Here is a 19,964-nt window from a genome sequence, read left to right as displayed (position 1 = left end):
AAGGCCGCGTTTCCGCGGCCTTCTGCATGCCTGTCACGGACCGGTCAACCGAGCGGAATCAACGTCTCGATCACGTGCTCCACATAGGCTTCGAAATCCTCGCGGGCCTGCTTGGGCTGCTGCAGCTGCAGCGACAGCTGCAGGAAACCCACATAGGCCGCGTAGGCCAACCGCGCACGGTGCTGCGCATCGGTACGGCTCAGGCCCGCCTGGCGGAACGAGGCGACCAGATACTCCAGGCGCCGGTGCGAAACACGGTCGATGACCGGGCGCACCATCGGGTGATCGAGCGCCTTGAGCAGTTCGCTGTAGATGATGTGCGGCTGCACTTCATGCGCGACCACCTGGAACAGCTGGCGCAGGCGTACGCGCGGATCGGTGACATCGGCCAGGCTACCGAAGACCTGCTCCTGCTCGAACAGTTCCCAACGCTCCAGCGCCGCCTGCAGCAACGCGTCGCGCGAGGGGAAGTGCCAGTAGAAGCTGCCCTTGGTGACACCCAGACGCCGCGCCAGCGGCTCCACCGCGACCGCGCCCACGCCTTGTTCGGCAATCAGATCCAGTGCGGCCTGAGCCCAGTCTTCGGCACTGAGGCGGCTGTTGCGGCCGGCACGTGGCTCGCCGGCGGAAGCTTCGGGTTCATTCATAGGTGGATTTAACCATACGCCGGGGTTGGTTGCAGTATGTGAATCGGTGAAACGCCGCTTCACGCCTGCTGGCACAAGGGATACACACACCATACTCCTAAGTATTGACATCGCACAGGGCAGGTCCATACTAGCGAGTATGGTCACTCCTTCTTCTTCTACCCTGCCGCGTTTTGACGATGAGCGACTGACCGGCGCACATGACACCGTGCTCGCCGCGACCCGCTCACCCCCGGGACGTCGCGGCACCGTGATGTTCGCCCACGGCTTCGGCCAGACCCGGCACGCCTGGAATGCCACCGCGAGCGCCCTGGTCGAGGCCGGTTACCAGACCCTGGCCTACGACGCACGCGGCCACGGCGATTCGGACTGGAACCCGGCCGACCTTGCCTACCACGGCGAACAGTTCGCCGATGATCTGATCGTGCTGGCCGGCGAACAGCCGCAGCCGCCGATCCTGATCGCCGCGTCGATGGGCGGCCTGTTCGGCCTGCTCGCCGAGTCACGCTGGCCCGGCCTGTTCTCGGCGATGGTCCTGGTTGATATCACCCCGCGCTGGGATACCGCCGGGGTCGAAAAGATCCTGATGTTCATGACCGCGCACCCGGACGGCTTCGCCTCGCTGTCGCAGGCGGCCGATGTGATTTCCGCCTACGTGCCACACCGTCCGCGCAAGTCCGAAGATTCGCTGCGCGCATTGCTGCGCGAGGACGGCCACGGCCGTTGGCGCTGGCACTGGGATCCGCGCCTGGTCGCCGAGCTGGCGCGTGACAGCGAACAACACCAGGACGCGCTTGCCGATGCGGCGCGCCAGGTGAAATGCCCCCTGCTGCTGGTCAGCGGTGGCCGCAGCACCCTGGTCACCCCGCAGACGGTGGCCGAGTTCCTGGCGTTGGTGCCACATGCACGCCACGTGCAGCTGCCGGAGGCCACGCATATGGTCGCCGGTGATGACAACAACGCCTTTACCGCTACTGTGTTGGACTATCTGGACGTGTTGCCCTCGGCCTCCGCCGTCGCATCGTCCGCCATTACCGAGCACGTCACCGGAGCACGCTCATGAGCATTGTCGTTCCCTTCCTCGTCGTCCTGTTGGCAGGTGCGTTCGTCGCCTACCACCGGATGCGCCTGATCACCTGGACGATCATCAGTGTGGTGCTGCTGGCCGCCTGCTGGTTCATCCCGTACGTCAACCAGACCGCCACGATCGTGGCTGCGGCCATCGTCGCCGTGATCGCCGTGCCGCTGCTGCTGCCCTTCATCCGCAAGCCGCTGCTGACCGCACCGATGATGAAGGTGTTCCGCAAGGTGCTGCCGCCGCTGTCGCAGACCGAGCGCATCGCGCTGGAAACCGGCTCGGTCGGTTTCGAAGGCGAGCTGTTCACCGGTGACCCGGACTGGAACATCCTGCTGAACTACCCCAAGCCGCAGCTCACCGCCGAGGAACAGGCCTTCCTGGATGGCCCGGTCGAAGAGCTGTGCAGGATGGTCAACGACTGGGAAATCACCCACGTTTACGCCGACCTGCCGCCGGAACTGTGGAGCTTCATCAAGAAGAACAAGTTCTTCGGCATGATCATTCCGAAGGAATACGGCGGCCTGGGCTTCAGCGCGCTGGCCCACCACAAGGTGATCCAGAAGCTGGCCTCGGTGTCGAGCGTGGTCAGCTCCACCGTCGGCGTGCCGAACTCGCTGGGCCCGGGCGAACTGCTCAACCATTACGGTACCCAGGAGCAGAAGGACCAGTACCTGCCGCGCCTGGCCGATGGCCGTGAAGTGCCGTGCTTCGGCCTGACCGGTCCGTTCGCCGGTTCGGATGCGACCTCGATTCCCGATTACGGCATCGTCTGCAAGGGCGAGTGGAACGGCGAGCAGGTGCTCGGCGTCAAGCTCACCTTCGACAAGCGCTACATCACCCTGGCCCCGGTGGCCACGCTGATCGGCCTGGCCTTCCGCATGTACGACCCGGACGGCCTGATCGGCAGCACCCGCGACATCGGCATCACCCTGGCGCTGCTGCCGCGTGACACCGCCGGTGTGGAAATCGGCCGTCGCCATTTCCCGCTCAACTCGACCTTCCAGAACGGCCCGATCCGCGGCAAGGATGTCTTCATCCCGCTGACCCAGCTGATCGGTGGCGCCGAGAAGGCCGGCAAGGGCTGGAACATGCTCAACGAGTGCCTGGCCGTGGGCCGCTCGATCACCCTGCCCTCCACCGCCAGCGGTGGTGCCAAGGCCGGTGCGGTGGTGACCGGTGCCTATGCCCGCATCCGCAAGCAGTTCGGCCTGTCGGTCGGCCGCTTCGAGGGCGTGGAAGAGGCGCTGGCCCGCATTGGCGGCAAGGCCTATGCGATCAGCGCGCTGTGCCAGGCCACGGCCGCTGCGGTGGACCGCGGCGACGTGCCGTCGGTGCCGTCGGCGATCGCCAAGTACCACTGCACGACCATGAGCCGTGAAGTGATCTCCGATGTGATGGACGTGATCGGCGGCAAGGGCATCATCCTGGGGCCGCGCAACTTCGCCGGCCGCAGCTGGCAGGCCGCGCCGATCGCGATCACGGTCGAAGGCGCCAACATCATGACTCGCAGCCTGCTGATCTTCGGCCAGGGTGCGATCCTGTGCCACCCCTGGGTGCTGAAGGAAATGAAGGCCGCGCAGGATCCGGACACCCGTGCCGGCCTGCAGGAATTCGACCGCAGCCTGTTCGGCCACATCCGCTACGGCATCTCCAACGCCGTGCGTTCGTTCTGGTTCGGGCTCACCGGCGCCCGCTTCGGTGCCGCCCCGGGCGATGCCTACACCCGCCGTTACTTCCGCAAGCTGGACCGCTACTCGGCCAACCTGGCGCTGATGGCCGACATTTCGATGATGACCCTCGGCGGCAAGCTGAAGTTCAAGGAATCGCTGTCCGGCCGCCTGGGCGATGTGCTGAGCCACATCTACATGACCAGCGCCATGCTCAAGCGTTACCACGACGAGGGCGCGCCGGCGGCCGACCAGCCGCTGCTGGCCTGGGCCTTCCATGACAGCGTGCACAAGATCGAAGAATCGCTGTCGGCGGCGCTGCGCAACTTCCCGATCCGTCCGATCGGTTGGCTGATGTGGGCGCTGATCTTCCCGTTCGGCCGCCGTGCCGAGGCGCCGGGCGACCGCCTGGGCCACCGCGTGGCCGCGCTGCTGATGGCGCCCAACGAAGCCCGTGACCGCCTGGCCAGTGGCGTGTTCCTGACGCCGTGCGAGAACAACCCGGGTGGCCGCATCAACAGCTACCTGTCCAAGGCGATCATGGCCGAGCCGGTCGAGCGCAAGTTCATCAAGGCGCTCAAGACCAAGGGCATCGAAGCGCTGGACTTCGCCACCCAGCTGGACGAGGCCGTGGCCGAAGGCGTGATCACCCAGGATGAGCGCACCCTGCTCGAAGAGCTGCGCACGCTCACCCTGGAAACCATCACGGTGGACGACTTCGATCCGGAAGAACTGCGCTCGGCGGGCTACTACAAGCGCCAGCAGACGGACGCGCAATCCCAGGCCGCGTGATCCCGGCCACCAGGTAAACGACAACGGCGGACTTCGGTCCGCCGTTTTTTTAGGAGACTCCCGATGTCCGCTCCCCTGCTCACGCTTTACCGCCGCATGCAGCGCTGGCCCGCCGGCGGCTGGCTGTTCTCGTGCGCGGTGTGCTTCAAGGCGCCCTACTTCGCCAGCATCGCCCCGCGCATCACCGCGCTCGAGCCGGGCCGCTGCGAAGGGCGCATCGCGCACCGGCGCAAGGTCACCAACCACCTCGGCACGGTGCATGCGATCGCGCTGTGCAACCTGGCCGAACTCACTGCGGGCCTGATGGTGGACGCTTCGCTGCCCAAGGGCATGCGCTGGATCCCGAAGGGCATGGAGGTGCAGTACCTGGCCAAGGCGACCGGCACGCAACATGCCATCGCCACCCCGGAGCAGCCGATCGTGGCGGCCGACGCGGGTTACGCGCTGCCGGTGAAGGTGCAGGTGCGCGATGACGCCGGCACGGTGGTGTTCCAGGCGCGGATCGCGATGTGGGTGTCGCCGGTCAGGCGATGAGCATTGGCGCAGCCACCCACGGGGTGGCGCTACGTTCGATCCGTCTGTCGCAGGGTAGCGCCACGCCGTGCGTGGCTGGCGCCTGTCAGGCCGGCACCTTCCACCATGCCGCCACGGCCAGGATCGCCGGCACGGCCTGGATGAAGAAGATCCGCTTGTTGACGCTGTAGGCGCCGTAGCAGCCGGCCACGATCACGCAGCCGAGCATGAAGTTCACCAGCATCGGCAGGTGGTCGAACAGCCCCCACAACAGGCCGGCAGCGAGGAAGCCGTTGTACAGGCCCTGGTTGGCCGCCAGCACGCGCGTGGTCTCGGCCTTCTCCGGCGTGTTGCGGAAGGTCTTCAGGCCCAGCGGCCGGGTCCACAGGAACATTTCCAGGACCAAGAAGTACACGTGCAGCAGGGCGACCAGCAAGGTCAATGACAGCGCGATCCAATACATGGGCCAAGGTTCCTGGAAGACTCCGGAGAGCTTACTCCGGTCGCTCGCCGGGCAGCTTCTTTTCTTCGCGCAGCAGGCCCAGCGCGGCAATCGTCATCGCCCCGGCCACCACCAGCCCACCGACGAAGACAATGTGCGAACCGAACAGGGACAGCCCCTTGTGCACCCAGGCGAACGTCAGGTCGCCGCCGCGGTAGACCACGGTGTCGATCGCCGCGCCGGCCTTGTAGCGCCACTGGCGGTCCACACGGGTGTAGATGGTCTCGCGCGCGGGCTTGGCCAGCGAGAATTCGCTGGCGCGGGTCATCACCTGCACCATCGCCACCATCAGCGGCAGCGGCGAGGCGGCCAGTATCGAAAACCCGATGATGATGGCGACACCCGGGATCAGCAGCGCCGGGGCGATGCCGTACCGCGACAGCAACCAGCGGGTGAAGCCGAGCTGCACGATCAGGGTCAGCGTGTTCACCGCCAGGTCCACCCGCGAGAAGAAGGCCGTGCTGGCCGCGGCGTCGGGATACAGGCGGCGCACGATCGAGGCCTGCTCGTTGTAGAGCATCGTGCCCACGCCCACGCCGAACAGCACCATCAGGGCCAGCCAGCGCAGCATGGGTTCACGCACGATCAGCTTCAGGCCATCGAATACGCTGCCGCCCATCGGCGTCTCGCCGGAGACCAACTGCCGCTCCTGTTCGCGTGCCACCGCCCACAGCCGCAAGCGCCAGATGCAGCCCAGGCAGATCAACAGGAAGCCGGCCGAGACCAGCATCAGGTTGGCGATGCCGACCCGCTGCACCAGCGCCGAAGTGATGATCGGCCCGAGGAACGCGCCGATGGTGCCGGCGGCACCGAGGTATCCGTAATAGGCGCGCGCTTCCACGTTGGAAAACACATCGGCCATGAAGCTCCAGAACACCGCCACCGCGAACAGGTTGAACACGGTGATCCAGAAGAAGAACGCCATGCCCCGCCCGGGCACCCCGGTTTCGAACATCACGTAGAAACCGAGCAGGGTGAGGATGAAAAAGCCATACACCGCCGGCAGGAACACCCGACGCGGGAAACGGCTCACCAGCGCGCCGTACAGCGGCTGCAGCACCAGCATGATGAAGAACACGCAGGTGAACAGGAACTGCAGCACGAAGTCCTGCAGGGCGATCCCGTGCCCGGCGAACCACTGGATCAACGGCAGCGGGAACACGGTCTGCAGGTCCGACGAAGCCGCCATCGCTTCGCGCACGGGGCGCAGCACGTAATAGCCGCTGAGCAGGCAGAAAAAGTAGATCGAGGCCCAGATCAGCGGCGGCGAATGCCGCCAGGCGCTCAGCATGCCACTGGCAGCCGCGCCGGTTCCGGCCGCCGCGGTCATTGCCCGCTCTCTGCGGACAAGGGGCGTTGCAACGGCAGCATGGGGGAAACTCCGGGCGTCGAAGCGCGCAAGGTAAACGATGCACCGCAACATCGCCAGCGTTGGGCGCGGCCACCTGCGCAACGCTGCGTGGCCGATGCTGCAGCCCCTGCGCGGGGCAACCTGCCTTATGCTCGGCGGGCACCCCGTCCAGGAGCGGCATGTACGACTACATCGTCATTGGTGCCGGCTCGGCCGGCTGCGTGCTGGCCAACCGGCTCAGCGTAGACCCTGCCTGCCGGGTGCTGCTGCTGGAAGCCGGCCCGCGCGACACCAACCCGTTCATCCACATGCCGGCCGGGTTGGCGCGGCTGGTCAACAACCGCCGCATCAACTGGAACCTGGACACCGAGCCCGAGCCCGCGCTCGGCGGCCGTCGCCTGTGGTGGCCACGCGGCAAGGTGCTGGGCGGCTCCAGCTCGATCAATGCGATGTGCTACGTGCGTGGCGTACCAGCCGACTACGATGGCTGGGAGGCCGCCGGTGCCACCGGCTGGGGCTGGGAGCAGGTGCTGCCCTGGTTCGTGCAGGGCGAGCGCAACAGCCGCGGTGCCAGCGCGCTGCACGGCGATGCCGGTCCGCTGTCGGTGTCCGACCTGCGCCACCACAACCCTCTCTCGGCTGCCTTCATCGCGGCCGCGCAGCAGGCCGGCCACGCCCATAACCCCGACTTCAATGGCCACCAGCAGCTCGGTGTGGGGCTGTACCAGGTCACCCAGCGCGAAGGCGCGCGCTGCTCGAGCGCGGACGCCTACCTGCGCCCGGCGCGCCATCGGCGCAACCTGACGGTGCTGACCGGTGCCCACGCCGTCGCGCTGAGCTTCGACGGCACCACCGCCACCGGCGTGCACTATCGGCGTGGCGGGCAGCACCTGCATGCACGCGCAGGGACCGAGGTGATCCTCAGCGCCGGCGCCATCCATTCCCCGCACCTGCTGATGCTGTCCGGCATCGGCGAGGCGGACACGTTGCGCTGCCACGGCATCACGCCGCGGGTGGACCTGCCCGGGGTCGGCCGCAACCTGCAGGACCACCTGGACATCTGCACCGTCGTGCACACCGGACCAGGCGTCAGCTACGACCGCAGCAGCGAACTGCGCATCGCCATCGACTACTTCCTGCGTGGCCATCGCGGCGCCGGCACCAGCAACCTGGCCGAGGCCGGTGGTTTCGTGCGCTCATCGCTGGCCACCGATGCCCGCGCCGACGTGCAGTTCCATTTCGTCCCGGCAATGCTCGACAACCACGGCCGCCACCGCCTTCCCGGCGACGGCTACACCCTGCATGCATGCCCGCTGCACCCCCGCAGCCGCGGCCGCTTGCGGCTGCGCGACGCCGACGCACGCTCAGCGCCTCGCATCCATGCCAACTACCTGGGCGATACGGGTGGCCATGACCTGAAGATGATGCTCGAATGCGCGCGCCTGGCGCGCACGATCCTGGCCCAGCCCGCCTTCGACCGTTGGCGCGGCACGCCCGTGTTTCCGTCGCACAGCAATCTCGATGACACCGCGCTCGAGGCGTTCATCCGGGCCAAGGCCGAGACCGTCTATCACCCGGTCGGCACCTGCGCGATGGGGCAGCATGCCCAGGCCGTGGTCGACCCGACCCTGCGCGTGCACGGCACCCGGCGACTGCGGGTAGTGGACGCTTCGGTGATGCCCACCCTGATCAGCGGCAATACCAACGCGCCGACGATGATGATCGCCGAGCGGGCCGCCCACTGGATACGGACCGCCGCGGCAGGCTGAACAGGGGTGCGCTGGCCGCCCTCCCGTGCCCGCGACCGATCGGCACCGGGATCGGCAAAACCCGCACGTTTTCAATGCGATACGCATTCATCTTCGATTCGTTTGTGCAATCACGAAAAGCGGCGCTAGAATCGGTCACAGCAGTCGCGCACGGGCACCCATACGATGAACCAGAACAACAGGCGCCGACCGATCCGTTCGGCGGCAACCGGGTTGTTGGGCATGTTGATGCCCATCGCCATGTCTTCCACCGCGCAGACCCCTGTCGCCTCGCCCGCCGCGTTGCCGGTCAACATCGAGGAGTCGGCGCCGACCGCAGCACCGCACACCCAGCCTGCAGCGTACCGCACGACCCCGGCCGGCCTGAAGGTGCAGCCGCCCGCACCGGGCTTCAACGTCGCTTCGATCGAATCGATGGCGCAGCAGCTCACCTACGGCGAGCGCGTGCCCGGGATGGCCGTGGCCATCGTCCAGGGCGGCCGCGTGCTGAGCGCGCGCGGCTACGGCGTCACCGACGTCAACAACCCGCAGCAGGTCGATGCCCACACCGTGTTCCGCCTGGCCTCGCTGTCCAAGGCCTTCGCCGGCACGATGGCCGGGCTGCTGGTCAACGACGGCACGCTGCGCTGGGACAGCAAGGTCACCGACTACGTGCCCGGCTTCCAACTCAGCACGCCCGAGGCGACCGAGCGCCTGACCGTGGCCGATCTGCTCAGCCATCGCGTTGGCCTGCCGTACAACGCCTACGACCGCGACGTTGAAGCCAACGCCGAGTACTACACCCTCACCCACAAGCTGGCCGCCACCTCGCTCAAGTGCCTGCCCGGCGACTGCTATGCGTACCAGAACGTGGCCTTCAGCCTGATCGGCGATGTCGTCTACGCCGCCTCCGGCAGCTTCTACGAACAGTCCGTCGAGCGCCGCCTGTTCAAGCCGCTCGGCATGGACGATGCCAGCCTCGGCCTGGCCGGCATCCAGGCCAGCTCGCGCTGGGCCCGCCCGCACGTGCGCAGCCGCAACGGCTGGGTCGCGCTCACGCCCAAGCCGACGTATTACCGCCTTGCTCCGGCCGCCGGCGTCAACGCCAGTGCCAGCGACATGGCGCAGTGGTTGCTGGCCCACACCGGCCACCGCCCTGACGTGCTGCCGGCCCCCTTGCTGGCCACGCTGCACGCCAGCCTGATCAGCACCCCCGGCGAAATGCGCTCGGGCTGGCGCCGCGAGCGCCTCAACTCGGCCGGCTACGCCCTCGGCTGGCGCACCTTCGATTACGCCGGCCACGAAGTGATCTTCCATGCCGGTGCCGTCCAGGGCTATCGCGGCCTGGTCGCCCTCGTGCCCGAACGTGACCTCGGCATCGCCATCATGTGGAACGGCGAGAGCAGCCTGCCCAGCGGCCTGCTGCCGACCGTGCTCGACCAGGCGATGGGCCTGCCGACCCAGCGCTGGCTGGACGTGGACACCGATTTCGGCAGCGACAACCTCATGGCCGAAGACGCCGCCCCGCAGGGCAAGCGCAAGGGCGTCTCGTCGAACCGCGCCGTCGCCTCCCCGCGCTGATCCGCGCGCACGGTGGCATCGAGAAAGGCGGCCGGATGGCCGCCTTTTTCATGGTTTCCGTTTGCCTTGCCCATAAAAAAACTCCTTCCCCGCTGGGCTGCCAGGGAAGGAGTCTCAGGTACGGCTATCGGGAAAAACTCAGATCAGCGGTGCCGGGGTTGCCGGCAGAGCGACCGGTGCGGCCTTCTTCTTGCGAACGGCCGGCTTGCGCTTTGCAACCTTCTTCACCGCCTTCTTCGCCGATGCTTTCTTGGCCGGAGCCTTGCGGGCAGTCGCCTTCTTGGCGGTGGCCTTCTTGGCTACCTTGCGGGTGGCCTTCTTGGCGGTCTTCTTGGCAGCCTTCTTCGGAGCGGCTTTCTTGGCTACCTTGCGGGTCGCCTTCTTGGCCGTCTTCTTTACCGCCTTTTTCGCGGTCTTCTTGGTGGCTGCCTTCTTTGCAGTCTTCTTGGCGGCCTTCTTCGCCGTCTTCTTCACTGCCTTCTTCGCGGTCTTCTTGGTCGCAGCCTTCTTTGCCGTCTTCTTCACGGCCTTCTTCGCCGTCTTCTTCACGGCTGCCTTGCGGGCGGTCGCCTTCTTGGCCGCCTTCTTCACCGTCTTCTTGGCAGCAGCTTTCTTGGCTACCTTCTTGACGGCCTTCTTGGCAGTGGCCTTCTTAGCGACCTTCTTGGCTGCCTTTTTGGCGGCCGGCTTTTTCTTCGCAGCTTTCTTGGTTGCCATGGGATGGCTCCTCGTCAGTGATCTATGGAGTGGAAACGCCCAGGTAAAGCAAACCCGCCGTTGCTGCGTTGCGGGGACCGCCGTCGCGTCATGCGCGTCGTGACGGATACGGTGACACCCGCCGCATCTGGCCAGGCAGGTATCGAAGAGGAAAGGAACTTGCGGTTCGCCGGAGGAAGCGAAGCCATCTCCACCGTCATGGGACGCGAGGTGGATGTCCAGGTTGTGCTTCGCGACTTGATGTCGATTCTGCTCACTCTGTTCGCAGGCAAGGTCTGCTGAGGCGAAACCTAATCACGCTTTTTTTGACTGTCAACAACCCCGGCGAAAAAATTTCACACCGGCGCCTTGCCTCGCCCCCCTCGCTGCGCCCGCCTGCGACCTGCCAAACGCACGATGCCGCCGCCGGCGCGAACGCCCTGCGCCCGCACACGCTGACAACACTGAAAAGAAAAACACTTAAAAGAAGCACTTTCGTGTCGCGACATCGCAACATCGCGGTGCATGCCATTGCGTGCCCGCGCGTGCAGCCTGCTCGACCACGCACCTCGCCAGCCTCCCCGTGCGCCCCTTAAACGGACCGGAAAACTTTTCACATCTGCGCGCACTTTTTTCGACCCGATTCGCGCAACTGCGCAAACTTTTGACCGCCCTGGCACCGGCGCGTCCGTCCGCGATGATCGACTTCGAGCGTCCGTGCGCGTCCATATCGGTGCCGCATCGGTGCGCGATCGGGTGCGCGGCGCGGACCCGATCACCGGCTGCATCGGCACCGAACCGATCGTCATGAGCCCGTGGTCGCGATCGCGTGCCGCCGCGCGCGCACTGCAATCCTCACGTACTGCTAACGCTGTTCGCGCGCGTCCGGCGAACGGGCAAAAAAAAACGGCCGCACCAGGCGGCCGTTCTTCAGCGGAGGCGACGATCAGTGATCGTCGTTTTCCAGCAGCTCGGCGTAGTCGTCCGGACCCAGCAGGTCGTTGACTTCTTCCAGGCCGGCTACTTCGACGACATAGATCCAGCCGTCGCCGTAGGCGTCTTCGTTGATGGTTTCCGGCTTGTCGCTCAGGGCCGAATTGACCTCGACCACCGTGCCGGTGATCGGGCTGTACACGTCCGAGGCGGCCTTGACCGACTCGACCACGGCAGCCTGCTCGCCGGCCTTGACCTCCTGGCCAACCTCCGGCAGTTCAACGTAGACCAGGTCGCCGAGCAGGCCCTGGGCGTGGTCGGAAATACCGACGGTGACGCGGCCATTGCCTTCAACGCGCGCCCACTCGTGGGACTTGAGGAATTTGAGGTCGCCGGGGATCTCGCTCATGGGACTGCTCCGAGGAATATCAGGGGGGTCAAGAAACGGGGGTAGTGTAACCAACCGGCGCGGATGCGGAGGCATCCGCACCGGGTAAAGCACGGCATCAGCCGTCGATCAGCACACCGGGCTGGGGCTGGCCTTCGCGCACGAACGGGAACTTCACCACGCGCACCGGAACCTGCTTGCCGCGGATATCCACGCGGACCTCGCCCAGTTCGCCGCCCGGCACGCGGGCGAACGCGATGCCCTTGCCCAGGGTCGGCGAGAAGGTGCCGGACAGGATCTCGCCCTCGCCGCCGGCGGTGAGTACCACCTGGCCGTGGCGCAGTACGCCCTTCTCGTCCATCACCAGGCCGATCAGTTGGCGGGCGTTGCCGGCCGCCTTCTGCGCTTCGAGCACGTCGCGACCGATAAAGTCGCGACCTTCGTCCAGCGCCACGGTCCAGGCCAGGCCGGCTTCGTACGGGGTGATCTCTTCGTCCATGTCCTGGCCGTAGAGGTTCATGCCGGCTTCCAGGCGCAGCGTGTCGCGCGCACCCAGGCCAGCCGGACGCACGCCGGCGGCGCTCAGGGCATTCCAGAAGGCGACCACGGCGCTCTGCGGCAACAGGATCTCGAAACCGTCCTCACCGGTGTACCCGGTGCGGGCCACGAACAGCGCGGTGCCATCGGCGGTGGTGGTTTCCAGCGCGGCGAAACGGCCCAGCTTCTCCAGCGCGGCGCGGTCGCCCTCGCCGAGCAGGCTGATCACGCGCTCGCGCGCGGTCGGCCCCTGCACCGCGATGATGGCCAGGTCTTCGCGCTCGAGCACTTCCACGTTGAAGGCCGCAGCCTGCTGGCGGATCCAGGCCAGGTCCTTTTCGCGGGTGGAGGCGTTGACCACCATGCGGAAGAAATCGTCGGCCATGTAGTAGACGATCAGGTCGTCGATCACGCCGCCGCGGGCATTGAGCATGCACGAGTACAGTGCCTTGCCGGTGGCCTTGAGCTTGTCCACCGAGTTGGCCAGCAGCGTGCGCAGCAGCGGCTTGACCTGGTCACCGCGCAGGTCGACCACGGTCATGTGGCTGACGTCGAACATGCCGGCGTCGCTGCGCACCAGATGGTGCTCGTCCAGCTGCGAACCGTAATGAATGGGCATGTCCCAGCCACCGAAATCGACCATCTTGGCGCCGAGTGCGCGGTGGGTATCGTTGAGAAGCGTCTTCTGGGTCATGACCGGTTCCGGGGGAATGAAGGCAAGACATCCATTATCCCAGAACCGTCTTCACAACGCCTGCGGCGGTGCGGGAAAACCGCGGATCAGGCCTGCTGCACCTTCAGCGTCATCCCTTCCACCGCCACCACCCGCACCGGGCTGCCGGCGGGCAGGTCGGGACCTGCGACAACCCAGAAGGCATCGTCCACCTTGGCCCGGCCCTTGCCGGCGATGATGGCCTGGTCGAGCACGACCACCCGCCCGATCAGCTGTTCGGCACGGCGGTTCAACAGCGGCTGGTCGCTCCGGCGATCGTGCGACCGGCCCCAGCGGCGGTAGCACTGGATCGAGACCACGCTGAGCACCACGAACGCGACCACCTGCCACAGCAGCGGGATCTCGGCGAACACCGCCACCAGTACGAACACCGCAGCCGCACCGATCCCGATCCACAACATGAAGGCACCGGGCGCGAGCGCCTCGGCGGCGAACAGCACCAGTGCCAGCGCGCCCCAGGCCACCACTTCCCAGCGCATGTCAGCCTCCGATCCGCGGCGGGACGCCGCGCGTGGTTTTCTTCTCTTCCTGCTTGGCGAACGCTTCGCGTGCCAGCTCGGCGACGCCGGCGATCGAGCCGATCACCCCGCTGGCCTCCATCGGCATCAGCACCAGCTTCTGGTTCGGCGAGGTCGCCAGTTCCTTGAAGGCTTCCACGTACTTCTGCGCGATGAAGTAGTTGATCGCCTGCACGTCGCCCTGGGCGATCGCCTCGGACACCATCGTGGTGGCCTTGGCTTCGGCCTCGGCCAAGCGTTCGCGCGCTTCAGCATCGCGGAAGGCGGCCTCCTTGCGTCCCTCGGCCTCGAGCACCGTGGCCTGCTTTTCGCCCTCGGCGCGCAGGATCTCGGACTGGCGCGAGCCCTCGGCTTCCAGGATCTGCGCGCGCTTCTCGCGTTCGGCCTTCATCTGCCGCGCCATCGCATCAAGCAGGTCGCGCGGCGGCTGGATGTCGCGGATTTCGATGCGGTTGACCTTCACGCCCCACGGGTTGGTGGCATGGTCGACCACGCTCAGCAGCTGGGCGTTGATCACTTCGCGCTGGCTGAGCGATTCATCCAGGTCCATCGAGCCGATCACGGTACGGATGTTGGTCTGCACCAGGGCGATCATCGCCACTTCCAGGTTGGCGACCTCGTAGGCGGCCTTGGCGGCATCGAGCACCTGGAAAAACACCACGCCATCCACGCGCACGGCAGCGTTGTCCTTGGTGATCACTTCCTGGCTGGGCACATCCAGCACCTGCTCCATCATGTTCACCTTGCGCCCCACGCCGTAGACGATCGGGATCAGGAAATGCAGGCCCGGCGACATGGTGTGGGTGTAGCGGCCGAAGCGCTCCACGGTCCATTCGTAGCCCTGCGGCACCATGCGCACGGCCTTGAACAGGATGACAACGGCCACGAAGGCCAGCACAAGCGAGAACAGCATGGTCGGAAACATCAGGTCACTCCCTTTCCCCGGATTCGTAGCACCGAGTATAGCCACGCTGCCTTCACGCCCGCATCGGGGTGCCTGACGCGCTGCAGGTCGGGATCAGGCGCTGCGCGGGGCGAACATGATCACCATCATCCCGGCCAGGCACAGGCCGACGCCCAGCAGGTCCCAGCGGCTGGGGCGGATGCCGTCCACCAGCCACAACCACATCAGCGCGGTGCCGATGTAGACCCCGCCATAGGCCGCATAGACACGGCCGCTGGCGGCCGGGTGCAGGGTCAGCAGCCAGGCGAACACTGCCAGGCTGGCAGCGGCCGGCAACAGCAGCCACGCGCTGCCCTCCCTGCGCAGCCACAGCCAGGGCAGGTAACACCCGACAATCTCGGCCACGGCGGTCAGCACGAACAGCAGCAGCGTTTTCACGGCTTGGGCTCGTCCGCCTTGGCCTGCTGCCAGAGGGCTTCCTGCGCGTCCAGATCGAGCGCGGCCATGGTCTGCCCGGCTGCGTGGGCCTGGGCTTCCATCGCGCGGAAGCGGCGCTCGAACTTCTGGTTGGCCTGGCGCAGTGCGGCGCCGACATCGACCTTGGCGTGGCGGGCCAGATTGGCACAGACGAACAGCAGGTCGCCGAGTTCTTCCTGCAGGCGCGCGTGGTTTTCCTCGACCGGGCCGCGCGCGAATTCAGCGGCGACCTCGTCCAGTTCCTCGCGTACTTTATCCATCACCGGCGCCGGGCCCGGCCAGTCGAAACCCACCCGCGCCGCGCGCGCCTGCAGCTTCACCGCCCGCTGCCATTCCGGCAGGCCGCGCGAGATCCCGGCCAGCGCCGAGGTATCGGTCTGGCCCTTGGCGGCGCGCTCGGCGCGTTTGATCGCCTCCCAGTTGCTGTTGACGTCCTCCGCACCGTTCACCTGGACCTGGGCGAACACATGCGGGTGGCGACGCTCCATCTTGTCGCTGATCGCGCGGGCGACGTCGGCAAACCCGAACGCGCCCTGCTCCTGCGCCATCTGCGCATGGAAGACCACCTGGAGCAGCAGGTCGCCGAGTTCATCCTTCAGGTCATCCAGGTCACCCCGGTCGATCGCATCGGCGACCTCGTAGGCTTCCTCGATGGTGTACGGGGCGATGCTGGCGAAATCCTGCTGCAGGTCCCAGGGGCAGCCCTGCTGCGGGTCGCGCAGGCGCGCCATGATGCCCAGCAGGCGGTCCAGTTCGAGGGTGGCAGGCATCGTTGCTCCAGTCAGGTCAGGCGGGCAGCCACTCGCGCCACGGCAGGCGGGTATCGCCCAGCGCGATGAAGTCACCGTTCAAGAGGGTCTCGCGGCGGTTGTAGCGGAACGGCTTGCCGGTCTCGGCCGAGAGCACCGCGCCACCGGCGGCATGCAGTACGCACTGACCGGCGGCGGTGTCCCATTCGGACGTCGGGCCCAGACGCGGGTAGACGTCCAGCGTGCCCTCGGCCAGCCGGCAGAATTTGAGCGAGGAGCCCTGTGCGAGCACCTCGATATCGCCCATGCGGTCCAGCAGCGCCTGGGTCTGCTCGCTGCGATGCGAGCGGCTGGCGGCGACCCGCAGCGGCGCCGAGGCCGGCGTGCGGGTGCGCAGTACCGAATCGCGCATGCCGTCGCGGCGATAGGCCAGCTCGCCGCGCATGGCGTGCCAGACCTGGCCGGTGGCCGGGGCCAGCACCACGCCGAAGGCCGGTGCGCCCTGGTAGATCAGCGCGATGTTGACGCTGAACTCGTCGTTGCGCTTGACGAATTCGCGGGTGCCGTCGAGCGGATCGACCAGCCAGTACGCCCCCCAGTGCTGGCGGACCTCCCACGGTACCTGCGCCGATTCTTCAGACAGGATCGGCAGGTCCGGCGTCAGCTGCGCCAGCCCGCGCTCGATCACCTGGTTGGCGCCGAGGTCGGCGGCGGTGACCGGACTGTGGTCGGACTTGATCTCCACATCGAACGGGGTGGCGTAGACGGCCATGATGGCGGCGGCCGCGTCCTGGGCGATGGCGATGACGGTTTCGCGCAGATCCGTCGTGAGTTTGATCATTCCTTCCGTCCCAGCCACTCGCGCGCGATGAACAGCGCCGCCAGCGATCGGCCCTCGGAGAAGTCCTCGCGCAGCATCAGCTGGTCCAGGTCGGCCAGCTTCCACGGCACGACGTCCAGTTCCTCCGGCTCGTCGCCGGCCAGGCGCTCGGGGTATAGATCGCGCGCCACCACCAGCCACGACTGGTGGCTCATGTAGGTCGGCGCCAGGGTCATTGCGCGCAGCACATCGACCCGACGGGCACCGTAACCGGCCTCTTCCTTCAATTCGCGGTCGGCCGCCTGTTCGGGCGTCTCGCCGGCATCGATGCGCCCTTTCACCAGGCCCAGCTCGTAGCGATGCATGCCGGCGGCGTATTCACGCACCAGCAGCACGGTCTCGTCGTCGAGCATCGGCACCACCACCACGGCGCCATGGCCGCGGGTCACCAGCCGTTCGAAGCGGCGGCGTTCGCCATTGGAGAATTCCAGATCCAGATGCTGGCGCTGGAAGGGCCCGCTTTCCTCGTCCGTGATCTGGTGGATGATGGGCAGGCGACGGCTCATGCGAGCATCTCTAGAATGGGTACTGGTGAAAACGTGTTCATGAGCCCGAAATGCTAGCAGACCCAGCCCCCCTCACGCTGGCCGATCAGTGGCGGCAACGCGATCTGGCCGTGCTGTGGCACCCGTGCACGCAGATGCGCGAGCACCCCGACACCCTGCCCCTGCTGCCGATCGCCCGTGGCGAAGGCCCGTGGTTGATCGACCACGACGGCCATCGCTATCTGGACGCGGTGAGCAGTTGGTGGACCAATCTGTTCGGCCATGCGCAGCCGCGCATCGGCGCGGCCATCGCCCAGCAGGCCACGCAGCTGGAACAGGTGATGCTGGCCGGCTTCAGCCATGCGCCGGCGGTGCGGCTGGCCGAGCGCCTGCTGGCGATCGCGCCACGCCAGGCCGGGCGTGATCCGCTGGCCAAGGTGTTCTATGCCGACAACGGTTCGGCCGGGGTGGAAGTGGCGCTGAAGATGGCCTTCCACTATTTCCGCAACCGCGGGGAGAACCACCGCACCCGCTTCGTGGCATTGGAGAACGGCTACCACGGCGAAACCCTGGGTGCGCTGTCGGTCGGCGACATCCCGCTGTACCGGCGGGTATACGCGCCGCTGCTGACCGAGGCACTGTTCGCGCCCTCGCCCGACGCCTACCTGGCCGAACCCGGCCAGAGCGCGGCACAGCGTGCGCACCAGGCGGCCGATGCGCTGGCCACGCTGTTCGACCAGCACCCGGGCGAGATCTGCGCGGTGATCCTGGAGCCGCGCCTGCAGTGCGCCGGCGGCATGCGCATGCATGACCCGGTCTATCTGCAGCGTGCGCGTGCGTTGTGCGATGCCAACGGTGCGTTCCTGATCGCCGATGAAATCGCCACCGGTTTCGGCCGCACCGGCACGATGTTCGCCTGCGAACAGGCCGGGGTGATGCCCGACCTGCTGTGCCTGTCCAAGGGCCTGACCGGCGGCTTCCTGCCGCTCTCGGCGGTGCTGGCCACGCAGGCGCTGTACGACGCCTTCCTCGACGATTCGCGCGAGCGCGCGTTCCTGCATTCGCACAGTTACACCGGCAATCCGCTGGCCTGCGCCGCTGCGCTGGCGACGCTGGACATCTTCGCCGGCGAGGACGTGATCGCCCGCAACCGCAGCACCGCTGAAGTGATGCGCACCCTGGCCGCACCGTTCGCCGACCACGCGCATGTCGCCGATGTGCGCCAGGCTGGGATGGTGGTGGCGTTCGAACTGACCCGCAACGGCGACAAGCGTACGCCGTTCCCGGCCGAGGCCAGAATCGGGCTGCACGCCTACAAGGCCGCGCTCAAGCGCGGCGTGGTGCTGCGCCCACTGGGCAATGTGCTGTATTGGATGCCGCCGTACTGCGTGGAGGACGACCATCTGGATCTGCTTGCACTGACCACCCTGGCTGCCATCGACGAGGCCGTCGCATGCGCGTGACCCGAAGCTACATCGATCATCCGCTGACTGTCGGCCAGACCCTGTCGCTGCCCGAGGATGCGGCCAACCATCTGGTCCGCGTGATGCGCCTGCGCGAAGGCGATGGCTGCGTGCTGTTCAACGGCGATGGCCAGGACTACAGCGCGACCCTGGTGGTGGTGGGCAAGCGCGATGCGCAGGTGCGCATCGAGGCCGCCACCGCGCTGGACAACGAATCGCCGTTGCACATCACCCTGCTGCAGGGCATCGCCCGTGGCGAGAAGATGGACCTGATCCTGCAGAAGGCCACCGAACTGGGCGTGCAGGCCTTCGTGCCGGTCAATGCCGAGCGCACGGAAGTGAAGCTTGACGCGGCCCGCGCCGAGAAGCGCCTGGCGCACTGGCACAGCGTGGTGGTCTCGGCCTGTGGCCAATCCGGCCGCGCGCGCGTGCCAAGCGTGGTCGCGCCGCGATCGCTGCAGGACGCCGCCAACGCGATGCCGGCCGAGGCGTTGAAGCTGACCCTGGATCCACAGGGCGAGCATCGTTTGTCGACGCTCTCGGCCGCACCGGGCGGCGTGGTGATCGCGATCGGCCCGGAAGGCGGCTGGTCGCCGCGCGACCGCCAGGCGCTGGCCGCGGCGGGCTTCCAGGGATTGCAGTTGGGCCCGCGCGTACTGCGTACCGAGACCGCAGGGCTGGCGGCGATTGCGGCGGTGCAGGCACGCCTGGGCGATCTGGGCTGACGATCGCGCTTGCCTGACGGCTCAGCCCCCTTGATTCATCGGGAGCGATTGCCCCCTTGAGTCCAGGGGGCGCGCCGACAAGCGCGGGGACACTTCACCCCGCGACCGGGAAAGCGTCGTCCAGCGCCGCTTCCAGGGCGTCCAGGTCCGGCAGCAGCGCACTCTGCTCACCCAGCAGCACGCGCATGTGAACGCCCTGAGGCAGGGTTTCTTCGGACGCGTCGGCGAGCAGGCCGTCGCGCGGCACCGCGATCAGCTGCGGGAACGTCTGGGTCAGCAGGGCGAAGTACGGGCGGCGCGGATTGCCGCCCAGTGCCTTGAGCACGACCACCTTGTTGTTGGTCACCACCGGCTCGTCGCCCTGCCCGGACAACCGGGCAAAGGACAGCAGCGGCACGTCCCAGCCGTGCCAGGCGATCTGCCCGACCAGCCAGGCCGGCGCGTCGGGCACGGTTTCGACCGGCACCTTGGACATCATTTCGGCGACGGTGGCATTGGGCAGCAGCACGCGTTCGTGCCCGGCCTGGATCAGGACACCGCGGATTTCGTCGTTGCTGGCGTAGCTCATGGAGATTCCTTCAAGGGTGCGTCGGCGCG

General features: G+C 67.0%; 21 protein-coding genes. 8 read left to right on the top strand and 13 right to left on the bottom strand.

Annotated elements, in window-relative coordinates:
• Positions 1-44: 44 nt before the first annotated feature.
• On the bottom strand, positions 45-647 hold the full coding sequence (locus ORK51_RS12080; protein ID WP_019185113.1) for a TetR/AcrR family transcriptional regulator: 603 nt from the start codon (positions 645-647) through the stop codon (positions 45-47).
• 139 nt (positions 648-786) lie between these two features.
• On the opposite strand from ORK51_RS12080, the gene ORK51_RS12075 reads away from it, so the two are divergent.
• The 3 genes from ORK51_RS12075 (at position 787) to ORK51_RS12065 (ending at position 4,718) form a co-directional block, all read left to right on the top strand.
• Positions 787-1,710 (top strand): alpha/beta fold hydrolase, encoded by a 924-nt coding sequence (locus ORK51_RS12075; protein WP_070425733.1) that lies wholly within the window; start codon positions 787-789, stop codon positions 1,708-1,710.
• Positions 1,707-4,184, top strand: a complete 2,478-nt coding sequence (locus tag ORK51_RS12070) for an acyl-CoA dehydrogenase (RefSeq protein ID WP_019185115.1) — start codon at positions 1,707-1,709, stop codon at positions 4,182-4,184. The genes ORK51_RS12075 and ORK51_RS12070 overlap by 4 nt, the downstream gene beginning before the upstream one ends.
• Positions 4,185-4,247: 63 nt before the next feature.
• Positions 4,248-4,718 (top strand): hotdog fold domain-containing protein, encoded by a 471-nt coding sequence (locus tag ORK51_RS12065; RefSeq protein ID WP_266085059.1) that lies wholly within the window; start codon positions 4,248-4,250, stop codon positions 4,716-4,718.
• Positions 4,719-4,803: 85 nt separating this feature from the next.
• Here the strand turns inward: ORK51_RS12065 and ORK51_RS12060 are convergent, their stop codons facing one another.
• Together ORK51_RS12060 and ORK51_RS12055 are read right to left on the bottom strand one after the other, a co-directional pair.
• Positions 4,804-5,160, bottom strand: coding sequence for a DUF1304 domain-containing protein (locus ORK51_RS12060; RefSeq protein ID WP_266085058.1), 357 nt, complete (start codon positions 5,158-5,160; stop codon positions 4,804-4,806).
• A 31-nt stretch (positions 5,161-5,191) separates the two neighbouring features.
• Positions 5,192-6,529, bottom strand: a complete 1,338-nt coding sequence (locus ORK51_RS12055; protein WP_266085057.1) for an NTP/NDP exchange transporter — start codon at positions 6,527-6,529, stop codon at positions 5,192-5,194.
• Between the two features lie 200 nt (positions 6,530-6,729).
• On the opposite strand from ORK51_RS12055, the gene ORK51_RS12050 reads away from it, so the two are divergent.
• Together ORK51_RS12050 and ORK51_RS12045 are read left to right on the top strand one after the other, a co-directional pair.
• A complete protein-coding gene (locus tag ORK51_RS12050; protein ID WP_070425736.1) occupies positions 6,730-8,319 on the top strand; it encodes a GMC family oxidoreductase in 1,590 nt (529 codons plus the stop codon).
• Between the two features lie 165 nt (positions 8,320-8,484).
• Entirely contained in the window at positions 8,485-9,879 is a 1,395-nt protein-coding gene (locus ORK51_RS12045) for a serine hydrolase domain-containing protein (protein WP_019185120.1), read from the top strand.
• A 138-nt stretch (positions 9,880-10,017) separates the two neighbouring features.
• Here the strand turns inward: ORK51_RS12045 and ORK51_RS17935 are convergent, their stop codons facing one another.
• Positions 10,018-10,596, bottom strand: coding sequence for a hypothetical protein (locus tag ORK51_RS17935; protein WP_019185121.1), 579 nt, complete (start codon positions 10,594-10,596; stop codon positions 10,018-10,020).
• 90 nt (positions 10,597-10,686) lie between these two features.
• On the opposite strand from ORK51_RS17935, the gene ORK51_RS12035 reads away from it, so the two are divergent.
• On the top strand, positions 10,687-10,878 hold the full coding sequence (locus tag ORK51_RS12035) for a hypothetical protein (protein ID WP_070425738.1): 192 nt from the start codon (positions 10,687-10,689) through the stop codon (positions 10,876-10,878).
• Positions 10,879-11,521: 643 nt separating this feature from the next.
• On the opposite strand, the gene gcvH is transcribed toward ORK51_RS12035, so the two are convergent.
• The 8 genes from gcvH to nudE form a co-directional block, all read right to left on the bottom strand.
• Positions 11,522-11,917: a glycine cleavage system protein GcvH gene (gcvH, locus tag ORK51_RS12030; RefSeq protein ID WP_019185123.1), complete on the bottom strand. Its 396-nt coding sequence runs from the start codon at positions 11,915-11,917 to the stop codon at positions 11,522-11,524.
• 97 nt (positions 11,918-12,014) lie between these two features.
• Positions 12,015-13,127, bottom strand: a complete 1,113-nt coding sequence (gene gcvT, locus ORK51_RS12025) for a glycine cleavage system aminomethyltransferase GcvT (protein WP_266085056.1) — start codon at positions 13,125-13,127, stop codon at positions 12,015-12,017.
• A gap of 86 nt (positions 13,128-13,213) precedes the next feature.
• The gene (locus ORK51_RS12020) at positions 13,214-13,645 is read right to left on the bottom strand and encodes an NfeD family protein (protein ID WP_070471316.1); all 432 of its coding nucleotides are present in this window, start codon (positions 13,643-13,645) and stop codon (positions 13,214-13,216) included.
• A gap of 1 nt (position 13,646) precedes the next feature.
• Positions 13,647-14,609, bottom strand: a complete 963-nt coding sequence (locus ORK51_RS12015; RefSeq protein ID WP_070425741.1) for an SPFH domain-containing protein — start codon at positions 14,607-14,609, stop codon at positions 13,647-13,649.
• 93 nt (positions 14,610-14,702) lie between these two features.
• Entirely contained in the window at positions 14,703-15,026 is a 324-nt protein-coding gene (locus ORK51_RS12010; RefSeq protein WP_070425742.1) for a YnfA family protein, read from the bottom strand.
• Entirely contained in the window at positions 15,023-15,835 is an 813-nt protein-coding gene (gene mazG, locus ORK51_RS12005) for a nucleoside triphosphate pyrophosphohydrolase (RefSeq protein ID WP_266085055.1), read from the bottom strand. The genes ORK51_RS12010 and mazG overlap by 4 nt, the downstream gene beginning before the upstream one ends.
• A gap of 16 nt (positions 15,836-15,851) precedes the next feature.
• Positions 15,852-16,655, bottom strand: a complete 804-nt coding sequence (gene cysQ, locus ORK51_RS12000; RefSeq protein ID WP_070425744.1) for a 3'(2'),5'-bisphosphate nucleotidase CysQ — start codon at positions 16,653-16,655, stop codon at positions 15,852-15,854.
• The gene (nudE, locus tag ORK51_RS11995) at positions 16,652-17,200 is read right to left on the bottom strand and encodes an ADP compounds hydrolase NudE (protein ID WP_070425745.1); all 549 of its coding nucleotides are present in this window, start codon (positions 17,198-17,200) and stop codon (positions 16,652-16,654) included. Before nudE ends, cysQ begins: the two co-directional genes overlap by 4 nt.
• Positions 17,201-17,250: 50 nt before the next feature.
• Here nudE and bioA point away from each other — a divergent pair, with 50 nt between their 5' ends.
• Positions 17,251-18,642, top strand: a complete 1,392-nt coding sequence (gene bioA / locus ORK51_RS11990) for an adenosylmethionine--8-amino-7-oxononanoate transaminase (protein ID WP_046272683.1) — start codon at positions 17,251-17,253, stop codon at positions 18,640-18,642.
• Positions 18,633-19,367, top strand: a complete 735-nt coding sequence (locus ORK51_RS11985) for a 16S rRNA (uracil(1498)-N(3))-methyltransferase (RefSeq protein ID WP_070425747.1) — start codon at positions 18,633-18,635, stop codon at positions 19,365-19,367. The genes bioA and ORK51_RS11985 overlap by 10 nt, the downstream gene beginning before the upstream one ends.
• Positions 19,368-19,461: 94 nt before the next feature.
• On the opposite strand, the gene ORK51_RS11980 is transcribed toward ORK51_RS11985, so the two are convergent.
• Complete coding sequence (locus ORK51_RS11980) at positions 19,462-19,935, bottom strand: chemotaxis protein CheW (protein WP_070425748.1); 474 nt, start codon at positions 19,933-19,935, stop codon at positions 19,462-19,464.
• Positions 19,936-19,964: the final 29 nt, after the last annotated feature.

Source organism: Stenotrophomonas sp. RIT-551 (assembly GCF_026241915.1).
Classification (GTDB): Bacteria; Pseudomonadota; Gammaproteobacteria; order Xanthomonadales; family Xanthomonadaceae; genus Stenotrophomonas; species Stenotrophomonas bentonitica_A.
The sequence above is the reverse complement of the archived record's forward strand: the minus strand, read 5'-3'. Positions and strand labels throughout refer to the sequence as shown.